This is a genomic window from Candidatus Nitrosocosmicus sp. R (assembly GCF_054408505.1).
Genome location: NZ_CP167090.1, coordinates 185,783 through 208,295, shown reverse-complemented (window position 1 = coordinate 208,295; position 22,513 = coordinate 185,783). Strand labels below are relative to the sequence as shown.

Here is a 22,513-nt window from a genome sequence, read left to right as displayed (position 1 = left end):
TTTAAGTAATACCAATATTCGACCGATAGCAAAAGATTTTCGATCTTATCCAGAATTGCCTTATTAGATTAGGGTTAAATATTTTGATATCAATGATAACCATGACTGATTTAAATGGAGAAAAAAGAGAACAAATTCCAAGCGAAAGCGGACCTGAAGGACAAACAGGTAAGATCATAAGTGAACAAAATGCAATAGAAGGACAAAGGAAAGAAGTAAATGTAGAAAGTTATTCTGATGTTGCCGAGATTGGTCAAATTTTAAAAGATTTTAACTTTCCAGCAAGAAAGGACAAAATTTTGGAATTTATACGTGATAAGATTACCCCTGTCAATAAAGAAAGAATATATTCATCACTTTCAAAGATAGAGGATAAAGAATACAAGAATGTCTCAGACGTTACTACTGCCGCAGGATTAGTATACTAAAAAATATGATATAATCTTCATCTCTTACAAGTAATATTCAGACTCATCCAAGACATCAAAAAAATATAGTAACTATTGCATTCTTTTTTAATTACAATTCAATGGAAATGTTCATACTCCGAATTATGTTATGAACCTATCTTTCACTATTAATAAAATTATTTACTATTATTGATGAATTTCTATTTCATTTCTAGTATATGCTTTAAATAATCCTTTAATTTCATCTCTCTTTCCTTCAGGAACCTCATAATAGATTACTATTTGTAAAGAGTTATTTAGCAGACTATGTGATTGAGAGCCATGAGTTTTTCCTTTGAATTCTTTTATTAAATCAGTTAACACCTCATATTGTTTTATGATTGTATCTGCTGATCCTTGTAATATTTCCACGGAGTTATCCATTGGTTGCTTAGCGTTCGAGTTAGGCCATGATTTTTTATAAGTGTAATTGTTCTTATTGCTATAATTATTCATGCGATTGTTTTTGTAAAATGTGGGCTTTGATGAGGTAATACTGTCAATTGCCGCTGCACCTGTCGGTTTATTACTATTGATTATTCGATTGGGACAAAAATGTTTCTTCTTTGTGATAACCTCTGAATATTCATTATTTAATTTATTCCAGTAAATTTTGGTGTTGCAGCCATATACACAATATTTTGAATTAATATTGGAGACGTCTAAGGAACTCATATCCATTATCTCACTTTTACTATATATAACTATACGCATTACTACACTGCGTAATACATATTAACATGTTATAGAATGTTATTACATGGAAAAAGCGATAGTGACATTAAGAAGGAGTAGAGATATTTAGTTTGCAAATTCATAAAACAGCATATAAGTGTGGTTTTGTAAATGCCTTTGACGAATACAATGAAATAAATAGAAAACTATTTGGAATTCCTGAAATTGATGAGTTACTTTCATTTGAAGATAAAAGAAATATTTGTATTGTAAATAATTCTCATTCTAAATTCACTGCTGATTTTCTAGACTCTCTTATATTGAACGTATGTATCAATTTCCATCTGACAGTGAATGAAGGTAATAACATTGACAGTAATACGATAGAAAAGAGAAAGACGATTATAATAGATGCGGGTAATGGTAACAATCTGGGACATCTTTATTTAAAATTGGTAAATAAATCGTTAGATTTTGAGTTTAATCTTGAGAGAATTTTGGAGGAAATCATAATCATAAGAGCATTCACATTCTATCAAATGCTACATATTATAATCAATGAAATTCCCGATTATCTACTTACCTTGAATAATAATTACAAAATACAGATTATAGTTCTTGATCTCATGGACACATTACTCACATCCTCACATAAATTTGATACAACTGATAGAGACCGTCACCTAAGTTTTAGTAGAGATTTCAAAAATAATGAAAAATTGGTAATCGAAGCAGTAGATTTACTGCTCAATTTGTCAAAGAATCATTTTACAATAATGACTTATGTAGATGACAATAATATAATTAGAGATCAGTTGCTGTGTAAATTTAACAATTGTCTTGAGATCGATTCGTCAAACTCCACGGACAATCTCAGATCAAATAAACATCAAAATATGAAGACAGGTGAAAGATCTCAGTTACTAATTAAAATCAAATCAAAAACGATTCCAGCCTATGCAAGATTCATCCCCTTAAAGATTGCAATGTAAATTCATAGAAAACAGTTTAAAGATAAAGATATAGAATGCGAGATTAATTATACCCAGAAATATAAGAGAAAGGTTAACAGATCATTCGATCGTTCTACTTTCTGATCTTGCACTTTTTGTTTTAGTATATTATTAAATTGTTTTCGTAGCCGTGAATTCTTTGGTCTTAGTCTCAATCTATGTCCACAGCATGGACAGTAATTGTCAAGATCCCATGTTAAGAATAATTCACAAGTTCCACATCTTTTTTGACCGATAGCATACCTTGTATGTGTGGATTCGCCGTTAATGGTCATATATTTTTGAGATTCTCTTCTACAAGCCATTGCATACAATGTTCTTTGACAAGGTAGAAAATCATATAGTTCAATGAAATTTCTATTTCAGATATTAATTTGGATAGAACGAAAATAGTTTTAGATATCAAGTAAAAAAAGAGATAAATTAGTTATGCGATTACCAGGGAGATGAAAAATAGATTAGAAGGTATATGTAACGGTAACGAATTAATTATATGCTTATCTTTTCATCTAGGCAAACTAAACACAAAAGTAGAACCAATTCCATCATTGTTGTTAAAAGCCCAAATTCTACCGCCATGAGCCTCGACTAATTTTCTGGTAATAAATAGTCCTAGACCAGTTCCAAAATCAGAGTCTGTTGTAAACTTTTCAAACAACCTTGGCAGAATCTTTGATGATATCCCTTTACCCGTGTCAGATATACCAACATATATCATCTCTTCTTCTTTTTCGATTTTTTTTCGTTCTCCTTCGCTATTCCTTTTTTCTATTATCAGGTCATCTGACAAGTTCCTACTATTTTCTGTAATATGGTTAGTTTCGTCTAATTCTGTTTGATTCAAAGTGAGGTCAAAATCGTTGCTATCTCTTATCATGATATTAATAACATCGGCTGTTTTAGAAAACTTGATAGCATTATCGATTAAATTAACGAGAATTTGGTTTAATCTCAATTTGTCAGAATAAATCCAATATTGTTCTCCCAGGTTATTATTTATAAAATTCATTTTGATACCTTTCTCTCTGACTTTATTGCTAAATTCAACCTCGATAAGATTATCTATCTCTTTAACTAAATTTACTTTCTCTTTATGTAGTAAAATGTTACCACTATTATCTGATTCAAATCTTGCAACGTCTAAGAGATTATTTGTCAAAATATTTAATCTTGAGGCATTTCTAGAAATATTTTGATGATGCTCATGAAGTTTCACAATGATTCTTGCTAATTCTTCATCTGTCATTTTTTTTCTATTTTGCAAGATAATGTCAAACAATTCATCATTCATTTCAGAATATCCCGTAATGGCTTGAGTTGGCGTTCGCAATTCATGTGCTGCAGTATTTATAAAATCGTCCTTGATTTCTCCTTCGCGTCTTAGTTCTTGAGCAAGAATACTTTGATTATATATCATTTCAAATATTGAACAATATGATAACACTGTTGGAATACTACTAGAATAAATAGAGAAACCAATTAGCGGAGTTGTTGTTTTTTCCTCTTCCAAGTTCTTTATTTCCATGATAAGGCATTCTTTGCTATTTGCCACTGATGATTTTATTTTAATGTCAATGCTAGGTGCAATATCTTGAACTTGGATATTGTGGTTAATATTACCAGTTAAAAGTGCAAGAGATAATGATTTTTTTACTGAAGAGTCTATTGGCACAAGCATACTAATTTTTAGATTTTCCTTTTGATCAGACATTTCCTTTAAAAGTTCAAGTGTTCCCGCCTTTTCCTGGAGATGAAATGCTCCTACAGTAGAATAAATTATTTGTATTTCCTTCTTGGCTTCTCTAATCATGTCGAATTCTTTACTTTCTGCTTTCTTGTAATCGTTAAAAATAGTGGTAACGGGTGAGACTATTCCTTTTTCTATTTCTTTTATCCTTTGTTCTGAAGGTATGCCCTTATCCCAGAAACTATCAAAAACAAACTGTTGTTGGTTTACAATTTCAGGCACATTGCTAAATATAAGTTGAGATATAGGTTGTGCTTTGTGAAGAGTTGCTACAGCCACATATTCTTTTTCATCTGCTACCTCAAAGTTTCCTTTCATTCCTTCTAAGTGCCTAATTTCAGAGAATTCAAGCATCTCCTTACAATACTCTAAGTTTTCTGCAGTCATCTCAATCACATATCTAAGTTTCACCCCTCTGTTTTTGAATGCAGTAATTCTTGCATTCTTGATGGCTTTTATCTCTATAAATACTGAGGGTGCAGTAGAACTAACACAAGAGTCAATCTTTTCTTTAGTTCTATTAACAAATTCTATAATTGCTCTATCTGCATCCTCTGACCCATCAATTACTTTTGTAAATGGATTGCCTTCTTTGTCCTTTAAAATATCTGAAGGAAAATGTTCAGAGTTATTAAAAGGCTCCCGCCTATTCTCATTATTTTTGATTATAAGTGCACTCTCAAATCATTATCATGATTTACAGTCTTCATCCGATGAATGCCTCTGCACATATCTTTTCATGGATTTCAATGTATAATAACGTGTTTCTATTATATTGTATATCTCTTATATTGATTGGAATTATCCCAATTTTCCGAGAAAAAGAGGTTTTTAGATTTTTGTCTAATCATATTTAGCCTAAGTATTCCTTACCAATGGACCATAAATTATAATTTTAAATTTTACTCTATTAAATTAATTATATTGTTTCAAACATCAAAATAAACCTCAATTTCAATATCACTAATTAGAGTATTGAGTTCCTATTACGATATCAATATTAAGAATAACCGTTTACAAACTCCAGATATACGATTGCCCATCGAGGAAGAACTTTATGGATTTGATCTAAGATAATGATGGCTATTAATCAATAGCGAGTATTGGTTTTCTCCTTATTTCTTGAGAAGGATCTTTGCAAATGAGTTATAACAAAAGAGATTATTTACTTACAGAAAAAAAGAGGATGGTCAAACTTTGTAAAATAACTTCTTGCAGCCTTGGTGAAGTTTATAAAGTTTTTTGAACATATTAAGACAGGTAGGTGTTACCAAATATCTATTGAAAATAATATTATTCAGATGAATGCAGCAAATGCATCCAATACTATATCAGAATCAGATTATGGGATTCACACATTAGTTGTTTATGAGGATTTAACAATCCTAAGAGAATTTTATTCCCAATATGTAAAAAAAGGGATTGAGGAAAGAAATGAAGTTATTCAATTGGCACCATTCTATGAAACCGAAGATTCTGTGCGAAAAATACTATCTGAAGGACACATGTCCATAGATATAGAAAAATGGGAAAAGGCCGAAAAATCATTAATAATCGTCGATTCGTTAAAAAAATACACAGGTAACGTATCTTCAGACTCTGATTATAATTATAACAAAACCTTGGTGGAGTATGCTAAGACGAAAGGAAAAGCCGGTGTATCAATCATAGCCGATAAAGGCACCTTTCCTTTTAAACATCGCATAGACGACCTTGTAAATTTTGAGTTATCGCTTCCTTCTAAATACGATATTGATTTGAAGAGGATATGTGTATATCATCAAAAAGATTTGAATAGGTTGTCGGAGGAGCAAAAGCAAAAGTTACTAAGTCATCACGTGACTGCAATAAAAATATGAGTCAGCAAGTTAAGTTTTTAAAAGATTCGTTTATCATTAGTCGAAGATCAGAAAAACGAACAGGTTTTTGAATTAGTCTGTCAATTCTTGCATCTTCAAAGTCTTCTCGATCTTCCAAATCTTTAGCATCAAAAGCAGTCATCAAGAAAATTTTTATTTTACTGTCAAATTCCCTTACCTTCTTGGCAAGGTCTATCCCACATATACCTGGCATTCTCAAGTCTGTTATTATCAATGAATGTTTATCGGCAGTTGCCTTATAATATTCTAAAGCCAATACCGGGTCGGTGAAAGAGACCACATGATACCCTTCATTTTTTAAAAATGCTTTGAATAGAGACGCAAGTTCTAGTTCGTCATCGACTACGATGATTGAACGAGAGATTGACATTTCGTATTAATTTTCTAAAATAGTCTTATTTAAGTTTAATGTCAATGTCAAAGATATACTTTAAAAAAAATGGTCGGCATATTTTTTCTAGATTCAATTGCATAATCCGAGGAGGCTAATTTCTTTAAACTTGATCTATCCAATCATTTGTCTTGACTATTGTAATCAATGTATTCTAAATGAGACCCAGATATAGTAACCATAAATAAAAAAATCGAGAGGAGTGACAAAATCTAATCGAGAACTATCGTTGGAACCCACGTCTGAAAAACTTATATTCGAATCCCACTCCCCTCGCTCCAAATGTGAGTTCTATGTATATTTCCTTATTTTAATAGAACAAAATCACGTTAGTTGAATTTCCATAATAATTCCGATGTCCAATTTGTGAGTGCACAAATGAATCACAAAATGACTTGGATAGATGAATCAATTCAATTGGTATGTTTCTTTCCAGATTTTATTTAACAAATATCTATAGAAAAATAGAAATTGACAAGGTAAGATGTTTACTAGAAGGATTATTATGGTATAAGTAATTCTTAAAAAAGAACATAAATTTGCAACTAAATGACAACAAAGATTTATTCCAAAATTATTTCAGATTCCACTACAAGCAAATAAAGATGTAATTTTGATAGCAGAATCATTTGAAAGCAAAGATGAATTGATGCCATTGAGGAAAATATTCTCCCTTTATCCAAACATAGTAGAACAAGTATTATCCAGTCATTGAAAAAAAGAATCGTGATTTGATTATACCAAGTATGACTGTAATGATTATTGTAATTACAACATTCCTTTACCAAAACTTCCTTAATTCTAGTCATAAAAGTTTTAATTATGTAATTGATTACATTAAATGAGTCCTATTTTAGTGGTGAAAATGCAGCGGAAACCACCGGGCCCGCTATAATTTTACTACTTTATTAGAACTCTTAATCAAAGAGTGGGTAAATAATAATTGGATTAGAAATACGAAAAGTAGAGGATGAATACCCGGGAGAAAGCGACGAATATTCATTATTTGTATATACCACAAGAACTCCGACAACAAAGGATACATATCTTAGAAGATTAAGAACTTTCTCTAAGCACATTCAATTAATGTCAAATGATGAACCAACGGAAGTCCGTTGTAACTATTTCGGGGAAAAATCAAAGCAGGATCCGCACTGGGTCTTTATTAAAGTAACATAATTCCTACAATTTAAGAATAAATTCATCAAATGATACACCAAATAAGAAAAAGTAAAAATTGTGATATAATAGTGATTAAATTGCACTAATAACGAGATATGGATTGATACCTTTAATAGATTCAATTGAGATAGGTAATTATGACTATTATTAAATATATAATCGAGGTGTGATGGGTTTAAATTCTCCTTATATTGAGCAAATAAATGAATGGACCATTGATAATAATTTGGAGGTATTTGAAAAACGAAATGGGAGAAATAATGGTTCTTTTTATGAGATGAATACAAACGGCAGAAATCTGTTAACGGACTTCCAATAAGAAAAATATCGATCAAGATTCTAGTAAAAAGAAATGGGTTGACATACGTTGGGGATATAATTGATGCTCGACATCATCATCTCGCAAACATTGACCATAGCTTCACGAGCTAGTATCCTGATTCATTATTCAGCAAAGGAGTTAAAATATTAAATGAAGACTTTGTAGGCCTTATCATGAAGGAAACAAAGGATAAGATCATTGTATTTGGGAATTATGTACAAAGATATGTTATTCCAAAATCAAAAACATCTGAAGTTGGAGGAAATATTATTCTAAATATGAATGTCAAAGAATTTGTAACTTATGAAGTGGATAATTATACTCCCTTACCAAAATAGCAAAATGGTGTATGTAAACAATTTCGAAAACCTGGAAAAAATAACGATAATTCAATCATTTGAGCATATGTGATAAATGACAGCCTTAGCGAATGATTAGTAGTTGAATTCTTGTTCTTCAATTCAAGATATTATTTGATAATTTTAAGATATTTCACCAAATTGATCGTCCATGCCCGGATAGAATAAATCTCTAGTCTTTTGTAACATCCTCCCTATATTTTTATTAGTATCAAATAGAAGATTAGGTTTAATGCGGACTAGATGATTCATTGTTTATTGCATGTTTTGAAGCTAAATAAACAGGACCTGTGAAAAGTTTAGATTCATTATATCTATTAATAATCCCCCGTGGCCCTTAACTGAAATCCCATAAAGAATTGTATAATCAGTGGCAATAAGTTTTATCAAGCTATCATAGGATTGATGAAATTCGATTTATCATATCGATGGTTGGTTTCTTTTATTACAACATAATAAATAGTTAAGTGATTACTGCTCAGCAATAAATCATAAAGGCTATAGTATTTAAGGCTCTTTTATCGAACTATGTGTTTGATACTAAATCTAATGTCTTTTGGATTTGAGCGATATTCTATTAGTTATAACCACAACAAAACGTCGTTCATATATATTAGGTTAGAAAAACTGAATTATAACATTAAAAGTAATTGAATTATTTATTAACTCACGATATACTTGACAGCAAATTTCTTAAACTAACCTATTTCATCATTTCCATTAATTCCATCGTCTTTAGCCATCTTATTATCCATGGGATAGTATACTTAGTTATTCTATTATCATGATCGACAATTCTTGCAATTTGATGTATTTTTTGAAAATTTAATCTATCTTTTTGTAGGTGGCTCATTTTTTTTCTTTCTTTTTGATGCATTTTTTTACTATTTTGTTGGCTTAGTGGTAGAATATCATATCTATAATAACATTGCTTATAAACAAAAATATTATGGATTGTTTCCTTCTATTATGATTTCATGTACTTTCTTGTATAATCATTGTATTATGCTTACAAATAAAGTGAAATTACAAGCTTTTCTCGTATTAATTATGCCCTACGAGTAGAGATATAACCCTAAAAGGTATTACTCTTCACATAAAATTCTATATCCTGCTTCTCTACAAAGGAGCTTAGTAAATTGGATTAGCGCTTACACCAACACAGGTTTTCAGTTTATTGATGTGTCCATTATTTTTTTATTCCAGTACATTGACACTTCTTGTGTTTCATATTCTCTTAATCGGACTATCTCCTTCGGTATATTTACTGAATTGTGATCTAACACACTGATCTTACTATCTATTCCTCTATAACTATCATCAAAGTCTCTGAATACTTCGTATCTATCATAGAGTTCTTTACTAGGAACCAGATCAAAAAAACTGTCAAACCAATAATATAATAATATTTTATTATTATTCATTTTTAACACTCTCCTAATATAGTAATACACATAATGATATATAAATCATTTAAGGAATTAGTAACAAACAAAGATCTAATTATTTGAAGACAATATAGCAGGTACATTTTCATGAAATATTAATCCTAAAGTTTATTACTAATAATGTTATAACACGAGTTTTAGATTTTGTTAGCAATCCTAAAATACTGTGTAAAAGAAATTCTATCTTTATAGATATCACGCATTTGATAGAAAATTTGAGTCAGATTGGTTTGGGAAAGGCTTTAGAGAAGTACTATGATAAACCTGTAGAGAGAAACAAAGAGTATTGAAACAGGTCCTAGTTTCTTACATTTTTTTACAATTTATTTCATATCCATATTACACCAGTAGACCTTATAGAACTAGAACACGGAAATAACATTAAATATTACATGTTATCAATGACCAGCAGACGGGATGAAATTCTGAAGTTAAACTAATCTTAATGGCCCAAGTTAAAGTAACGATAAGGAATGTGGGCTATTGAATGATTGAGTTTATCTTTACTATTTGTAATTAACCAATCCGATTAAATCATTATAATGATTTGAGAATTAGTCTATTTTGAATACTGAAAAACCCTGACCCACCCAAAATTAAAAAGTTTTAAAGAAAACAGAAATAAATTCATTTAATACAAAAGATGATTTTTGACAAGTTGATCAGATTTCAGTTTTATGTTCAAAAACGTAATCTATTAACGTTTTTGCAACCTTTTTATCTATTGTTATGGCATTATTATTTAACGATATCAAACCATTTGAATTTAGCCACTCAATATCGATTTTAAAATTATTAAATTCCAACCTACCATCATTACCAAAGATTTTATGATATAGTTCTCCTACAAACAACGCGGTTTCATTAATTCTTCTATCATGGTAAGAATATAATTGAATACAAACTCGCAGTATTTCTCTATTATTTGTGGGTGGTGGTTTTTCTTTATTACCTTTAATCATACATTCATTCCTTATACTAACTGCCTTATTTTATGCATTTCCGTGTTATTCATATACAATTAGCAATTCGATAAAAAATCACAAAAACCGATACTTTCTTTAGGAAATACATTAAATCAAAGAGTGCGTGGGCAGTATGTTAAAGCATTCCCTGTTGTTCCTTAGAGACGTACACCAGAAGAATACCAATTTCCATGAGTTGCTTCTGTAAACAATACTATAACTTCTTCTTTACTTACGTTTAATATTTTAACTACATCCTCCGTAATTGTTTCTGCCAATCTGTCTTTTTCTCTTTGACTTTTCCCACTATACATTTGTACGCTAACTATAGGCATGATAATCCTTCATCACAGATATTAATAAGATTTCAACAAAATAGATTCTTAATTAGTTACCACCGGTAGAATATTCTTATAGTTAATCATACTTTGAAACCATAACCTAACTTCCTGTAGTTTTATCTAGTTGATAATCCCTCATTCATAACTTTATTATGAAATCCTATCCAACCTAGGTAGGTTACAAATCAAACAAAAACTGTAAAATATTAAACCTCTAAACATTAAGAATCTGTGATTATTGTGGAAAAGAAGGGAAAGGAAAAAACAGCGCAAACAACAACCGATTCGTATTAGAAAAATGTGAGTTGCATATTCGGTCAAATATGTTTCACATACCACCGAACCCACCGAACCCACCGACCCAGCTACCAATTTTAGTAACGTCTCTAACCTCCCTGTTTCGTATTATTAAATAATTCATGAATTTCTATCATTCTTTATTCTTTCTTTTTGAGTTTGTCCCCCGCATGAACTATAGATGTTATTGTCAAACCTTCTGTCCTTTTCAGATATATCTGTAATTGCATTGCAAGAATGACATTTGAATAAGGATGCCATATTGAATTTTAAAGTATTAATTTAACAAGGTTTCTCTCATTAATTCGGTATGATTGATCTAAATAGATCTGTCAGGAAAATCCAAAAAAACTATTTTAAAATCTCAAGTTTTTCTCTAGGATGAGGATGTGATGTAATACATGTTCTAAGGGCAGTTGCAAAAAAATCATGATATAAAAAGGGTGATAAGATATGATAAGTTAGGGATTTAGTAAGAAGTATTTTCATGTCATTATGATGTACATAGTTTATGGTCTGCATTCCATTTTTATGCAAAATTAGATGACCAAGGTGACCAAAATCTCAAGATCATAGTTCTTACTATACTTTTTTCATCCTGGATTACCACTCGATGAATTCGTAATCGATATTTTCTAATTTGTATAGTAACAATAATTTTTACAATCGTAGATGCGTGCATTCCACTGCAATAAACCAGAATTCTAATGGGTTTATAACCGTCAATTATTTTGGTAATGGTTTCAAAATTATAAATTCCTGAATAGGTTTGGTATAGACCTACAGGACTCTCCAGCTCAAATAAGTCGTACTTATCTATATATTTTGAAAGATGTATTGTATGGATAATGATACTCTCTGCAGCAATCATTACAGATCACTTTTACTATTGTAATAGCCAAATATCAAAAATGGTTTATAGAAATAGTTTAACCAGAGATCTAAAATAAAAAGCATAACTACATCACATTTACTTCATAATACTTTATTCATTTTATATTAAAAAAAAGAAGGGTGGATTATCTACAGGGACTATTACCAGGACTCTTCTTCTCGCATTGCTTAAAGCTATTAGATGAAACCTTGCCTGATTCTCCCGGACCTGAGTACTTTGGAGGATTGTCGGCATAAGCAGAGCCCAGTGTCATTCCAGTTGCTACAACTACTCCCATCATAAGAAAGCTTATGGCAAATACTGCCACTAATTTCCAATTCATTATATTTTAGTGAAAATTGTGATATTAAAATATTACTTTAAACTATCTAGTAAAATTAGAATAATCAAATAATTGTTGAATAAAACAATATTAACAAGAATTTTAACAACATAAAATAAAATTTTTACCAGATAAGTTTGATGAAAAAATGAAATCAATTTCTGAGTCATATAATTAAAATATCTATTGGGATCAGGCATCTGTTTTGTTTCAATTAGGGTTGTTAGACGAGAAAGATCTTCCTATAACATGGTTACAGCATACAAAGCGAATAAATGAACCTGCTAGTAGGGATTAAGGTCATTGATGTCTTGTGAAAAAAACTATCATTTTTTATCCCACATGCTAGTCCCACAATATGCCAAGTTATCGAATTTCCAGTCTCTATCTAGAAAAATCATAAATATGTTACAGTTCCCATATACCTCATGGATTCGAAGCCCACCTGGCCCATTGTCTTTAACTGGGCTAATCATTCTAAGTTTGATTAATGTTACTGCTAGTCTAAAATTCTTAGAATTAGTTAGACATTCTCAAATACTTTTCTAGGTCATGGAAGTTCATGTACATAATCAATTATATCCAAAAACACGAAAAACCAACTTTTTTTACAAATATTTTCGGTACATCATACAGAGGAGACGAATAGAAAATGATAGTCACAAAAACTTTAATGATTACGTCCATAATGGCTATCTTGATGTCAGGATTAATTTCTAGCTCACCCTATGTATTTGCGGTAAAACCTGACCCGGGTTTTCTTGGTACTCTGAATTGCAATATATTTGCCCCTGGCGCTCCAATTAAAAATACAACGTGTTGTTGGAAAGAAAGTAATGGAGAAAGATATTGTCAAACATGCCAATGGGAAGAGGGTATTGGTTATACAGTTTGTAACGATAAGGAACTCCAGATGCTTGATACTCCACCTAATCCTCCACCATCCTCACCATCTGGTCCTTCAGCCCCCATACAAGATGATGGAGTCCTTGAACAGCCAGACAAACCAAATAAAGGTAGTGTTATGAATTTGCCAAATAGCAATGAGAGGACTTTAGAATAATAACAAACTTCTTTTGAGTTTGAATGGATGGATAGTCGATACGGTCAATAATCAATATAACCTACCTTAGAGGACATATCGACCTGAAGCCCACCTGGCCCATTTGATTTGTATTTTGGATTCTTTAAGGAAATTGTTTTTGCAAGTCAAGAGAATAATAGTTGTTATTTCAGGAATTGTGGTCATTGACGATCTAACGTAGAGCGACAACTAACGCAACTGGAATGAAATAAGCATTAACCTATTACAGATACATCATCTGAACTAAAATTTGCTACATAGACATATTTGTTACTGGGATTGTACTGTAGTGCTAATGGGAAATCTCCTACATCTATAGGTTTAAGCACATTATTAGTAGCACTATTTATCACAGATATATCACCTGAACCAGTATTTGCTACATAGATTGTCTTGCTACTAGGATTATATTGTAGTGCTGTTGGATAATCTCCTACATCTATAGATTTAATTATCTTGCTAGAAGTGCTATCTATTACGGGTACATCATCTGATAATCCATTTGCTACATAGATATACTTGTTAAAAGGATTATATTCTATGTCAAGTGGTCCATCACCAACATCTATGGTTTTAATTACAGATTGAGCCCATGAGGATTGTAAATCTAAAACTCCAAGGAAAATAAAAGAAGATAACAAAATAATCACCGATAAACAGAAATATTTATGCTGTTCTTTCATGATATTTCCATATTCTCCCAGTTCCAATTAAACATTAATTTTAACTTCTTGGCTAAATAAGAACTAATTACTAATTGTAAAGTATAGTTTGAACAATTTGAATTAATATTTTCTGTACAAGTTAATGGGGAAGTTGTTGTTTGGCTCTAATCAAGTTCACGCTAAATATCAATCAAAAAGAATGGTGTTGCCCTGTTATGAAGAAAACCCATATTCAAGGACTGATATCGTCATGAAGCCCACCGGGCCCGTTAATCACATGGATTCTAATAATTCTGGGCGATACAAGAGATTAGATAAGAGAAGATATATTATTTCCCTCTAAGCATATCCTTTTAAAATCTCTATATCAAAGTAATAAACCAGGTCAACAGACAACCATAAAAAAATTAATAAATTTATCTCCTTTTTGTTCATATATCAGAAATCTTGTTACTGACTTAGTTTGCCTTTTTCCTTTCTTATATTATTCTTTAGGGATTACAAATGTATGATACCAAAAGATATAGCTATTTTTTCTAATTCTTGATAAAGATGAATCGTAGCAGGTTATTGGACCCCAAAACGGAACCATGGATGATTAGACGATTCTACGAAGTCATATACAGTGACAAGGCCATAAACAACATACTTATTAGTAACGGTGGCCACTATTCTTCATGAAATCAAATATAGCGCAGTATTCTTTGGCAGCCGCCGCTGCTATCCTTTTTTGTACTCTTTTCTCTAACCTTGTATACTCACAGGCTCCAGACTATGAGTTGCAAGAAATCAAGCCCGGCGTATATGTGGTATCTGCAAGCGGATACAACTCTATGTTCTTGGTGACTCAGGAGGGAGTTGTTGTGATCGACGCGCCGCCAGCGATGGGTGACAAGATATTTGCAGCAGTGTCGAATGTCACAGATAGACCTATCACTCACCTGATATACAGTCACGCCCACAAAGACCACATAGGTGCTGCCAACTTATTTGAAAATGTCACAATAATTGCTCATAACGAAACTACTAAAATTCTGAATGAGAGAAACGACACGAATAGACCGGTGCCGGATATGAATTTCGCTAAGGAGATGAGCTTACCAATAGGCGACCAAGTTCTCCAACTCCTGTATCCTGGCCCATACCACCAACAGGGTAACATATTTGTTTATCTCCCTGAACAAAAAGTTCTGATGGCAGTAGACCACGTTGTGCCTGGCGGCGTCCCGTGGAAACACCTTAGTGTTACTCCCGACGTGCCAGCCTTTGTCAGATCGATTGACCAAGCACTGGCTTTGGACTTTGACGTTTTCGTGGGGGGACATGGCCAGCCTGGGACAAAGCAAGATATCTTATTACAACAAGAGTACATAAACGACTTGCGCGAAAACGCGATGGCAGCACTAAGTGAAGTTAATTACACACAGGTTACTCAAGATATAAATGGTAGTAACGCTATGACTGAGTCGTACTTTAACGCCCTTACAAAATCATGCTCCGATAAAATAGATGCAGAATGGCAACATAAACTGGAGGGGGTAGGTGTATGGACAGATGAGCACTGCGAAAGGATGATAATTAGTGAAAGAGTTGATTAACTTCCTCTTCTTCGCAACCATTCTATTCGTCACATTTGGTAAAGTGCCAAATATGAGTCCTACTAGACGTCAAATTGTATCAAGTTCTTTTCCTGAAATCACCTGAGGACTCCTATTCGTACTAGGGTTGAGCAAGGTACAGATTGATTTTGATTTAGATATTAAAAGTTTGAGGTTTGTTGTCGGGCTTATCCCATAATAACCCCTGAAGATAAAATGATAACCGATAAAAATAAAATCGATCCTAAGACTGTGAAGGATCCAAATACCTATGAAGATTTCATGATTTTAAATTCGTGACAAGATCGTTTGATATAAGGGCTACTTTAAGATGAATTCAACAGACAATATTAGATCTTGCTTAATTAGAAAGAATTTACAGTTCCTTTCAGGTACAATAATCTTCATAACTAAACAGGATTCATAATTCTGTAGTTTTACCAGTACCTGAAACGATATCTTATGCTTTATCATACCTTTTTAACCTGTTTCTAAATACATCTTTCATTATTTTGAATTTCTTCAACCTACAAATGGCATGTTCCATAACTACCCTCCTTTTAGAATGATTCCTGTGGTACTCCTTTTCATCCGTAGTTAACTCACAATCTTTCTCCTTTTTGATGGGTAATGATGATTTTTATGCGGGGCAGTCTTCCACTATTCCGAAGAATCCAAGATCAAACAGGCCAACTACGTCTTTTGGTATATCAGGATAATTCTTTTTGTAAATGTAGTAATTATCCTTATTTCCTACCTATTTGCTTGTGCTTGGATTTGTAGATTATCAGTCCCTTCTTGATTGCTGCGTACAGGTTCTTTACCTTGTGTTTCTTTTTCTTTCCATCAGAGTGGTATATCCTTCTTCTTAACCTGTTCTTATGTCTAGGTAGGGGTTATTCTGTAAAATCCACAAAAGCCAAAAAGTCTGGAAAGTACTGTTCAACCTCTTCCGCGGTTTTTAACCTTTTTGTAATATTATATAGTTTTTGAGGAATGGTATGCATTGTCTTATCAGCCCTTCATTCTTTTGGATATCTCTATATACATTACTCTGGTCCAAACCAAAGAGTAATTCCATCAAGGTGTAGGTGATGTACAGAACGGTAGTACACTAAAACCATGATAATCCTATTCTTAACAACAAGTTTGAAACTTCTGCATGAGTATGCGTCTAGTTCTCTTTTTAGGAAAGATAAGCATTTTATCTCATATTTTGCATACTTTGATTATATTATTTTATAAATATCGTTAAACTTTTGGACCGAACGACCTGTGAATGACTTGAACAGGATTGGCTTTCGAGATAACTTGTGATAGGATAACAAGAGGAAAGGACATCCTTACAAACGATAAACGGAAATAAGGCTGTTTGTACTAATTACACAAGAGATCTAATATTTCTTAAGGCTTTTTCAATTAAATGCTATTGTAGAACCAAATCAAATTTAGGAAAACCTAACTGAGGAAATGATTCTCTCCATAATTTCCTGACTTTGAGGAGAATCAAAATTGTCAACGGTATTTTTGTATCCCATTGCATACAGTTTACCATCATATTCTACCATAAAGAATTGATTACCAATGTCTTTATCTGAGCCATACATATTACCTGGATCTGTGAATAAGAATGTGGCAGTTGGATTTCCATCTATTGTATACTTAGAATCATTTACATCTTCTATTAGAACAGATCCAGGATTAGCTATGAAAGCATCTGCATAACTTTCTGCTGTTTCTTTTAATCCAATTGAGGCTAATGATTCATCTGATGTTTCGTAATGATTCAAGAAACTAAAAGAATTCATGAAGTTATCGGGAGAAGTGATTTTTACATCAGGAGTTGCCGTATCAAATCTATTTGTTTTTTCTGAAACCTCCCAATTAGAAGGATAATCAAATGATATACCAAATTCTGTATTGTTATAGGATGTGAATTTGGTTTGATTGGCCGTTGTTGATTCTAACTGTGCATTGGAATTAGAATAGGATTGTGACAGAGTATATCCAACAACAAAAATCAAAGTTAATACAAAGAAAGAATTTCTAGATTTCAATAGTAAAATATGTGTATAGGAAAGACTATTTATAGATTATAATTAACCTGGTTTACTTCATCGTATCTGGTTATGGTGCAATTTTGAGGATTTTGTTTCTGGGATAATTGAAATTTAATTTGGAAAGTAAAAAAAGTATCAGTTCCCATATACCTCATGGATTCGAAGCCGGGGGTGGGTTTTAGTAAATATACATCAAACAAGCGATTCATATTAAATTCTAATCCTAGAAAATAAATGATTCTGCCTACTAGAGTTAGAAATCATTAATTAAATTTAATAATCCAATTCAACACTATTAATTCTAATAAATTCTGATTTTATTTCCATAAAAATTATCCTTGTGAATTCAGGTTATAAATTTGCAATATCAAACTAATTATGCTTAACAAAAGTAAAGAGAGAAAATGTAAAAACAATAATAGTAGAAAACAAAATATATCTGAAAGGACTTTGCCTCATAGGGGGACCGAACTATATATTCTAAGAATTTCACAGACCAAGTTGAATCAATTCGTCTTTTAAATTATTTAAGATAATTAGAAAAAGTTAGTCAAAGGACCAACAAATTTAATCAATGGAACAGTAATAGCGCAATAAATTAGTTGTATAAAAAAGTCTTTTACTCATTAAAGCAATTTAAAATTTTAATATTTCCAATTGCTTGTATATCGATGCAAAGTTAAGGTATACTCCAATTCTTTTTATTTTGTTCACCTTATCAAATTTTATAGAAATTACCCCCATGGTTGAAAATTTTTTACCGCTGGAAGGATTTCCGTTCCACCATCCCAATTGATGACCTTCTACTTCGACCTCAGAGATAATAAGATTATTGGTGCTATCATCATATAAAATAGTAATCGGAGTTATAAACAAATCAGCAAAGCCTTGAAACAAATCCGATAAAAATTTACTCGATTCGTCTTTCCCATGCCAAATTCTATGTCCTACTAAGTCGGCTTCAAAGTTTTCAGAAACCATTGATAAGATGCGATCTGTCTTGTGATTGTTTAATTCCAGTATCAAATTGGAGAAAGTATTTCTCCTCTTTTTTTCATCGAAAATGTTACTTGAGTATATACCTAATTCTAAGTTATCTGTGTATTAAGTATAATATATTAATAATCAAAATTGGCACTAGTAAAACAATCAATTAGTAGCTTTAAATTTTGGATCCTTAAATAATTTGTAGACTATTATATGCCATGAATAATTATGAGGTCGATAGTGTGAAAGATTCAGACGAGAATTCAACTAATGTCAAAGCATCATTCCCTTGCGATAAATGTGACCAAACATTTGGTTCACGGCAAGAATTAAAAGAGCATGGTATCAGTGCCCATCAATTACTCTAATTTTCTTCACTATCATCTTTGTTTACAACATTTAATAGTTATTACACATATCTTCTTGATGATGCAAGCACTGTCTTTTTAAATCGTATCTAAATCCACCCTATTACCATCGGTATAATCTATTGGACCTTATTCCATAACACCCACCATTGACTTTTCTATTAGATCTTAATTCTTCAGTCTAAATTAACCATCTCCTGAATCTCAAAAAATTATTATTTCATGTAATTCCTCATCGTTTAATCTTTAAATCATCAAGTTTCGGTATAAATCAAATCAAAATCGTTAATTAAGATTAATTCATATCAATATGAGATTACTAAACAAAGATATTATATATGAGAAGAATTATAATTCGCATGCATGAATAAAACCAGTTTACTCGCAATTTTAGGTATTGTACTAGCATTCACAACAGCATTGATCTTTGGATCAATAGTGACACCTGCCTCAGCCCAAGGAAATACGACTGTGACAATGGATAACATGACAGCACCAATGAATAACACGGGCAGTATGAATATGACAATGGATAACATGACAGCACCAATGAATAACACGGGCAGTATGAATATGACAATGGATAACATGACAGCACCAATGAATAACACGGGCAGTATGAATATGACAATGGATAACATGACAGCACCAATGAATAACACGGGCAGTATGAATATGACAATGGACAACATGACAGCACCAATGAATAACACGGGCAGTATGAATATGACAATGGAAAATGATACTGTTGTAATTGGAGAATCACAAGTTGCTCCTCCACAAATTGCTGCATCACAAGCTGGAGAAGGCTCCGATAGTGGAGAAGGCTCCGATAGTGGAGAAGGCTCCGATAGTGGAGAAGGCTCCGATAGTGGAGAAGGCTCCGATAGTGGAGAAAACGAGAATTAAATAAATTAATTATATCTTTTTCTTTATTGTAAATTTTAACTTCCTGTTGTTTAACTAATTGGCAGTAGAATAAAACAGACTAATCATATTAGTCAAATCCTAGAGAACCTGAAAACTCTAATTGCAGGTATCATTATAGTTAATGAGTCCTTTTTTAGATGTGAAAATACAGCGAAAACCACCGGGCCCCGTTTGATATCTCTTCATCTTTTAGTTCAAGTTCACACAGCAAATAGTGATTTGTTGTTCTTCTTATATTGCTTCACAATCAGCACAGTATAGAATAGATCAAAGAAGAAAATTGAAACAAACAAGAACGATAACATAAATGAGCTTTGAGAAACAGGTTCGAATAGATAAAAATGTATGCTTGTTAGACCAGTGCCAAGCATCTTAAATATGGCTATAAAAATGGATTGCCCTCTTAATGTGTTTCCACGTTTAAAGAACATAACTACGAATAGCACAGACATCAGTAAATTTTGTCCAAAGGCAGCATACACGCCATCAACATCGCCAAGAAAGATTCCACCCGTCAATATTATAATGAAAGCAGTAGCTACCGAGATTCCAAAAACAAAACACAAAGTCAGTGATGATAGAGTGGGGAATTCATTCTTAGAGTATTTAAAAAACTGGAATACAATTACTACATCTAGTGCAAACCATAGGTAATTAATATATAATTGAGGTGGAGAATGAGGTAATAAAAATGAGAATATGAATTCCCAAGCGATGTTTGCACATAATGCTAATAGTGGCATACCATAGGTTTTATCTTTATAACCTTTTGAAATTATGAAAATATAAGTAAGGATCCAAAATATCCCGCCTAATACTAGAATAATTGATTGCATTCCTTTGTTTATTCTAGGTAATAATACCCAAATTTATAAAATTTATTATCTATTTTTCAATGAAATAACCATGTTCTGGAACTGGAATAGATTTAGACAGGTTCAATTAACTTCATAACAGGAATCAGATTTTTGCAAAAATAATAAATAAAATAACAGATCCCATATACCTCATGGATTCGAAGCCCACATTCCCCGCTGTAATTCTTCACACAATTTAACTATCAAAAATTCAAATGAATTCTACTACTGTTATTCTTATTACCTTCAATAGCAGAATATATAAAAATTTATAAAATTTTTACCACATCATATAATTATTTGAAATTAATGAATGAGTTATTCCGATTTTGTAAAGCTATCACAAAGGCTTAAATAAAACGATTACCAATATGTTATTGTAAGATAAATGCAATTAATAACAATCAAACACAAAAGCAATGAAATACAACAAACAAAGCGGTCAAGTATACTAAATTTACTTAGAATACACAGGAAAACAATAACCATAGGCGTAACAATGATATCAACTATTCTAGTTATCGGGTATCTCCTGGAAAATATTTCATCGCCTAATGCAACCATGGGGTCTATCTTTGATCCTTTACCAGTATATGACAATGGTCTTGGAGCTGTGAACGGATATGCATTTACATCAACAGGATTACCAGCTCTTGGAACGATTGTGATAGCCGCAGGACAAGATGGCCTCTCTAAAACAACAAGTGTAGAATTAACACAAGAAGGAAAGTATGTGTTTCAAAATTTGAATCCAGGAAAATATGTAATAGTAGCCGATTTTCCCGACAGCACATACAAAGTATTGAATAACATACAAGTGGAACCCAATTCAGTGCAAACTTTCATTTTCAAATACTAATTTTTTTGTTTTGTACAAGACTAACTTTAAATGATAAATCGTGTTCATTCAATTCGACAAAGATGTTTTAATGAGTTATTAACATAGTTTTAGTCACGATTTATTTCATTCACCTAAGTGTTAAAATTTTAAAACCATTTTCAAAGTAACAGGATGTAATACTAATCGCAATAGGACCAAATTATTCTAATTATCTCAACCTAATTTTTATTATATTACACTTGCCATATGCCCCATGGATTCGAAGCCATTGAATTCATATTATTTTATTATTCTGAAGATTAATAGCTTTTTTGAAGAATTTGCACTCATAATATATCTATTACTAAACCCACCGGGCCCGGTGTAATTTTACTACTTTATTAGGACAGTAAACAGAAGTAAGAAAATCTCACCTGTGCTATTCGTTATTCAAGGTTTCAACCATTCTATATAAAATCACGTTTAATTTAGTAGATATTTTGAGTGTAATTTTGAAGTTGAAGGGGCGGCATCATCAACTGGAAATTGCGATGTTTCAGTGTCATTTCTACAATCAAAGTAATCAGGATTTAACCCATCAAGTAAAAATGTCCAGTTATCAGGGCAGGTTTCGATCGTTGCTTTAGCATCATCGGGAGTGATAGTCATACTAACCATTATTGCTAATACTATGATCGTTGTCACCGAGATGGAGATTGCTTTACGGTGTTTGTTTTTATTTTTGAGATTTGATATTCTCATACCGGTCTCTATTACAAATAATCATATTGAAATTGCTAACTAATTCTAATACTCTAATACTCTTGTAATTTGAGAAAATTACTAGACTTTTTGTGT

At 31.9% G+C, this 22,513-nt stretch carries 26 protein-coding genes; 10 read left to right on the top strand and 16 right to left on the bottom strand.

All coding sequences use genetic code 11. The annotated features are described in order from the left end of the window. Positions 1-101: 101 nt before the first annotated feature. Positions 102-428 carry a DUF2795 domain-containing protein gene (locus AAGU22_RS01060; protein WP_458720405.1) on the top strand — a complete coding sequence of 109 codons (327 nt, stop codon included), beginning with the start codon at positions 102-104 and terminating at the stop codon, positions 426-428. Positions 429-596: 168 nt separating this feature from the next. On the opposite strand, the gene AAGU22_RS01055 is transcribed toward AAGU22_RS01060, so the two are convergent. After that, a complete protein-coding gene (locus AAGU22_RS01055; RefSeq protein ID WP_458720404.1) occupies positions 597-1,124 on the bottom strand; it encodes a hypothetical protein in 528 nt (175 codons plus the stop codon). A gap of 131 nt (positions 1,125-1,255) precedes the next feature. Between AAGU22_RS01055 and AAGU22_RS01050 the strand changes: the two genes are divergently transcribed. Then, a complete protein-coding gene (locus AAGU22_RS01050; protein ID WP_458720403.1) occupies positions 1,256-2,116 on the top strand; it encodes a hypothetical protein in 861 nt (286 codons plus the stop codon). A gap of 47 nt (positions 2,117-2,163) precedes the next feature. Here AAGU22_RS01050 and AAGU22_RS01045 read toward each other — a convergent pair whose 3' ends face one another. Together AAGU22_RS01045 and AAGU22_RS01040 are read right to left on the bottom strand one after the other, a co-directional pair. After that, a complete protein-coding gene (locus AAGU22_RS01045) occupies positions 2,164-2,442 on the bottom strand; it encodes a hypothetical protein (protein ID WP_458720402.1) in 279 nt (92 codons plus the stop codon). A gap of 200 nt (positions 2,443-2,642) precedes the next feature. Continuing rightward, positions 2,643-4,271 carry a sensor histidine kinase gene (locus tag AAGU22_RS01040; RefSeq protein WP_458720401.1) on the bottom strand — a complete coding sequence of 543 codons (1,629 nt, stop codon included), beginning with the start codon at positions 4,269-4,271 and terminating at the stop codon, positions 2,643-2,645. Between the two features lie 34 nt (positions 4,272-4,305). Here AAGU22_RS01040 and AAGU22_RS01035 point away from each other — a divergent pair, with 34 nt between their 5' ends. Both AAGU22_RS01035 and AAGU22_RS01030 read left to right on the top strand, forming a co-directional pair. Beyond that, positions 4,306-4,641 (top strand): hypothetical protein, encoded by a 336-nt coding sequence (locus tag AAGU22_RS01035; protein ID WP_458720400.1) that lies wholly within the window; start codon positions 4,306-4,308, stop codon positions 4,639-4,641. 544 nt (positions 4,642-5,185) lie between these two features. Next, complete coding sequence (locus AAGU22_RS01030) at positions 5,186-5,743, top strand: DEAD/DEAH box helicase family protein (RefSeq protein ID WP_458720399.1); 558 nt, start codon at positions 5,186-5,188, stop codon at positions 5,741-5,743. A 1-nt stretch (position 5,744) separates the two neighbouring features. Here the strand turns inward: AAGU22_RS01030 and AAGU22_RS01025 are convergent, their stop codons facing one another. After that, positions 5,745-6,134, bottom strand: coding sequence for a response regulator (locus tag AAGU22_RS01025; RefSeq protein WP_458720398.1), 390 nt, complete (start codon positions 6,132-6,134; stop codon positions 5,745-5,747). Between the two features lie 1,372 nt (positions 6,135-7,506). On the opposite strand from AAGU22_RS01025, the gene AAGU22_RS01020 reads away from it, so the two are divergent. Continuing rightward, positions 7,507-7,656 (top strand): hypothetical protein, encoded by a 150-nt coding sequence (locus AAGU22_RS01020; protein WP_458720397.1) that lies wholly within the window; start codon positions 7,507-7,509, stop codon positions 7,654-7,656. A gap of 176 nt (positions 7,657-7,832) precedes the next feature. Then, on the top strand, positions 7,833-7,997 hold the full coding sequence (locus AAGU22_RS01015) for a hypothetical protein (RefSeq protein WP_458720396.1): 165 nt from the start codon (positions 7,833-7,835) through the stop codon (positions 7,995-7,997). Between the two features lie 1,190 nt (positions 7,998-9,187). On the opposite strand, the gene AAGU22_RS01010 is transcribed toward AAGU22_RS01015, so the two are convergent. The 5 genes from AAGU22_RS01010 to AAGU22_RS00990 all read right to left on the bottom strand — a co-directional run bounded on the left by AAGU22_RS01010 (position 9,188) and on the right by AAGU22_RS00990 (position 12,286). After that, positions 9,188-9,442 (bottom strand): hypothetical protein, encoded by a 255-nt coding sequence (locus AAGU22_RS01010; RefSeq protein WP_458720395.1) that lies wholly within the window; start codon positions 9,440-9,442, stop codon positions 9,188-9,190. 686 nt (positions 9,443-10,128) lie between these two features. Further along, a complete protein-coding gene (locus tag AAGU22_RS01005; RefSeq protein ID WP_458720394.1) occupies positions 10,129-10,428 on the bottom strand; it encodes a hypothetical protein in 300 nt (99 codons plus the stop codon). 161 nt (positions 10,429-10,589) lie between these two features. Further along, positions 10,590-10,766: a tautomerase family protein gene (locus AAGU22_RS01000; RefSeq protein WP_458720393.1), complete on the bottom strand. Its 177-nt coding sequence runs from the start codon at positions 10,764-10,766 to the stop codon at positions 10,590-10,592. A gap of 832 nt (positions 10,767-11,598) precedes the next feature. Then, a complete protein-coding gene (locus AAGU22_RS00995; RefSeq protein ID WP_458720392.1) occupies positions 11,599-11,940 on the bottom strand; it encodes a hypothetical protein in 342 nt (113 codons plus the stop codon). 148 nt (positions 11,941-12,088) lie between these two features. After that, complete coding sequence (locus AAGU22_RS00990; protein WP_458720391.1) at positions 12,089-12,286, bottom strand: hypothetical protein; 198 nt, start codon at positions 12,284-12,286, stop codon at positions 12,089-12,091. Between the two features lie 652 nt (positions 12,287-12,938). Between AAGU22_RS00990 and AAGU22_RS00985 the strand changes: the two genes are divergently transcribed. After that, complete coding sequence (locus AAGU22_RS00985; RefSeq protein ID WP_458720390.1) at positions 12,939-13,349, top strand: hypothetical protein; 411 nt, start codon at positions 12,939-12,941, stop codon at positions 13,347-13,349. Between the two features lie 236 nt (positions 13,350-13,585). Here AAGU22_RS00985 and AAGU22_RS00980 read toward each other — a convergent pair whose 3' ends face one another. After that, positions 13,586-14,011, bottom strand: coding sequence for a YncE family protein (locus AAGU22_RS00980; RefSeq protein WP_458720389.1), 426 nt, complete (start codon positions 14,009-14,011; stop codon positions 13,586-13,588). 178 nt (positions 14,012-14,189) lie between these two features. Between AAGU22_RS00980 and AAGU22_RS00975 the strand changes: the two genes are divergently transcribed. Beyond that, the gene (locus AAGU22_RS00975; RefSeq protein ID WP_458720388.1) at positions 14,190-14,378 is read left to right on the top strand and encodes a hypothetical protein; all 189 of its coding nucleotides are present in this window, start codon (positions 14,190-14,192) and stop codon (positions 14,376-14,378) included. Between the two features lie 334 nt (positions 14,379-14,712). Continuing rightward, entirely contained in the window at positions 14,713-15,633 is a 921-nt protein-coding gene (locus AAGU22_RS00970; RefSeq protein WP_458720387.1) for an MBL fold metallo-hydrolase, read from the top strand. A 460-nt stretch (positions 15,634-16,093) separates the two neighbouring features. Here the strand turns inward: AAGU22_RS00970 and AAGU22_RS00965 are convergent, their stop codons facing one another. The 5 genes from AAGU22_RS00965 to AAGU22_RS00945 form a co-directional block, all read right to left on the bottom strand. Beyond that, positions 16,094-16,258, bottom strand: coding sequence for a transposase family protein (locus AAGU22_RS00965; RefSeq protein WP_458721718.1), 165 nt, complete (start codon positions 16,256-16,258; stop codon positions 16,094-16,096). An 823-nt stretch (positions 16,259-17,081) separates the two neighbouring features. Further along, positions 17,082-17,690, bottom strand: a complete 609-nt coding sequence (locus AAGU22_RS00960) for a PsbP-related protein (RefSeq protein WP_458720386.1) — start codon at positions 17,688-17,690, stop codon at positions 17,082-17,084. A 639-nt stretch (positions 17,691-18,329) separates the two neighbouring features. Beyond that, positions 18,330-18,719, bottom strand: a complete 390-nt coding sequence (locus tag AAGU22_RS00955; protein WP_458720385.1) for an ester cyclase — start codon at positions 18,717-18,719, stop codon at positions 18,330-18,332. A 1,121-nt stretch (positions 18,720-19,840) separates the two neighbouring features. Further along, complete coding sequence (locus tag AAGU22_RS00950) at positions 19,841-19,900, bottom strand: hypothetical protein (RefSeq protein WP_458721717.1); 60 nt, start codon at positions 19,898-19,900, stop codon at positions 19,841-19,843. 278 nt (positions 19,901-20,178) lie between these two features. Next, complete coding sequence (locus AAGU22_RS00945; protein WP_458720384.1) at positions 20,179-20,814, bottom strand: transmembrane-type terpene cyclase; 636 nt, start codon at positions 20,812-20,814, stop codon at positions 20,179-20,181. A gap of 409 nt (positions 20,815-21,223) precedes the next feature. Here AAGU22_RS00945 and AAGU22_RS00940 point away from each other — a divergent pair, with 409 nt between their 5' ends. Next, positions 21,224-21,694 (top strand): peptidase associated/transthyretin-like domain-containing protein, encoded by a 471-nt coding sequence (locus AAGU22_RS00940; protein ID WP_458720383.1) that lies wholly within the window; start codon positions 21,224-21,226, stop codon positions 21,692-21,694. A 444-nt stretch (positions 21,695-22,138) separates the two neighbouring features. On the opposite strand, the gene AAGU22_RS00935 is transcribed toward AAGU22_RS00940, so the two are convergent. Next, a complete protein-coding gene (locus AAGU22_RS00935) occupies positions 22,139-22,417 on the bottom strand; it encodes a hypothetical protein (RefSeq protein ID WP_458720382.1) in 279 nt (92 codons plus the stop codon). Positions 22,418-22,513: the final 96 nt, after the last annotated feature.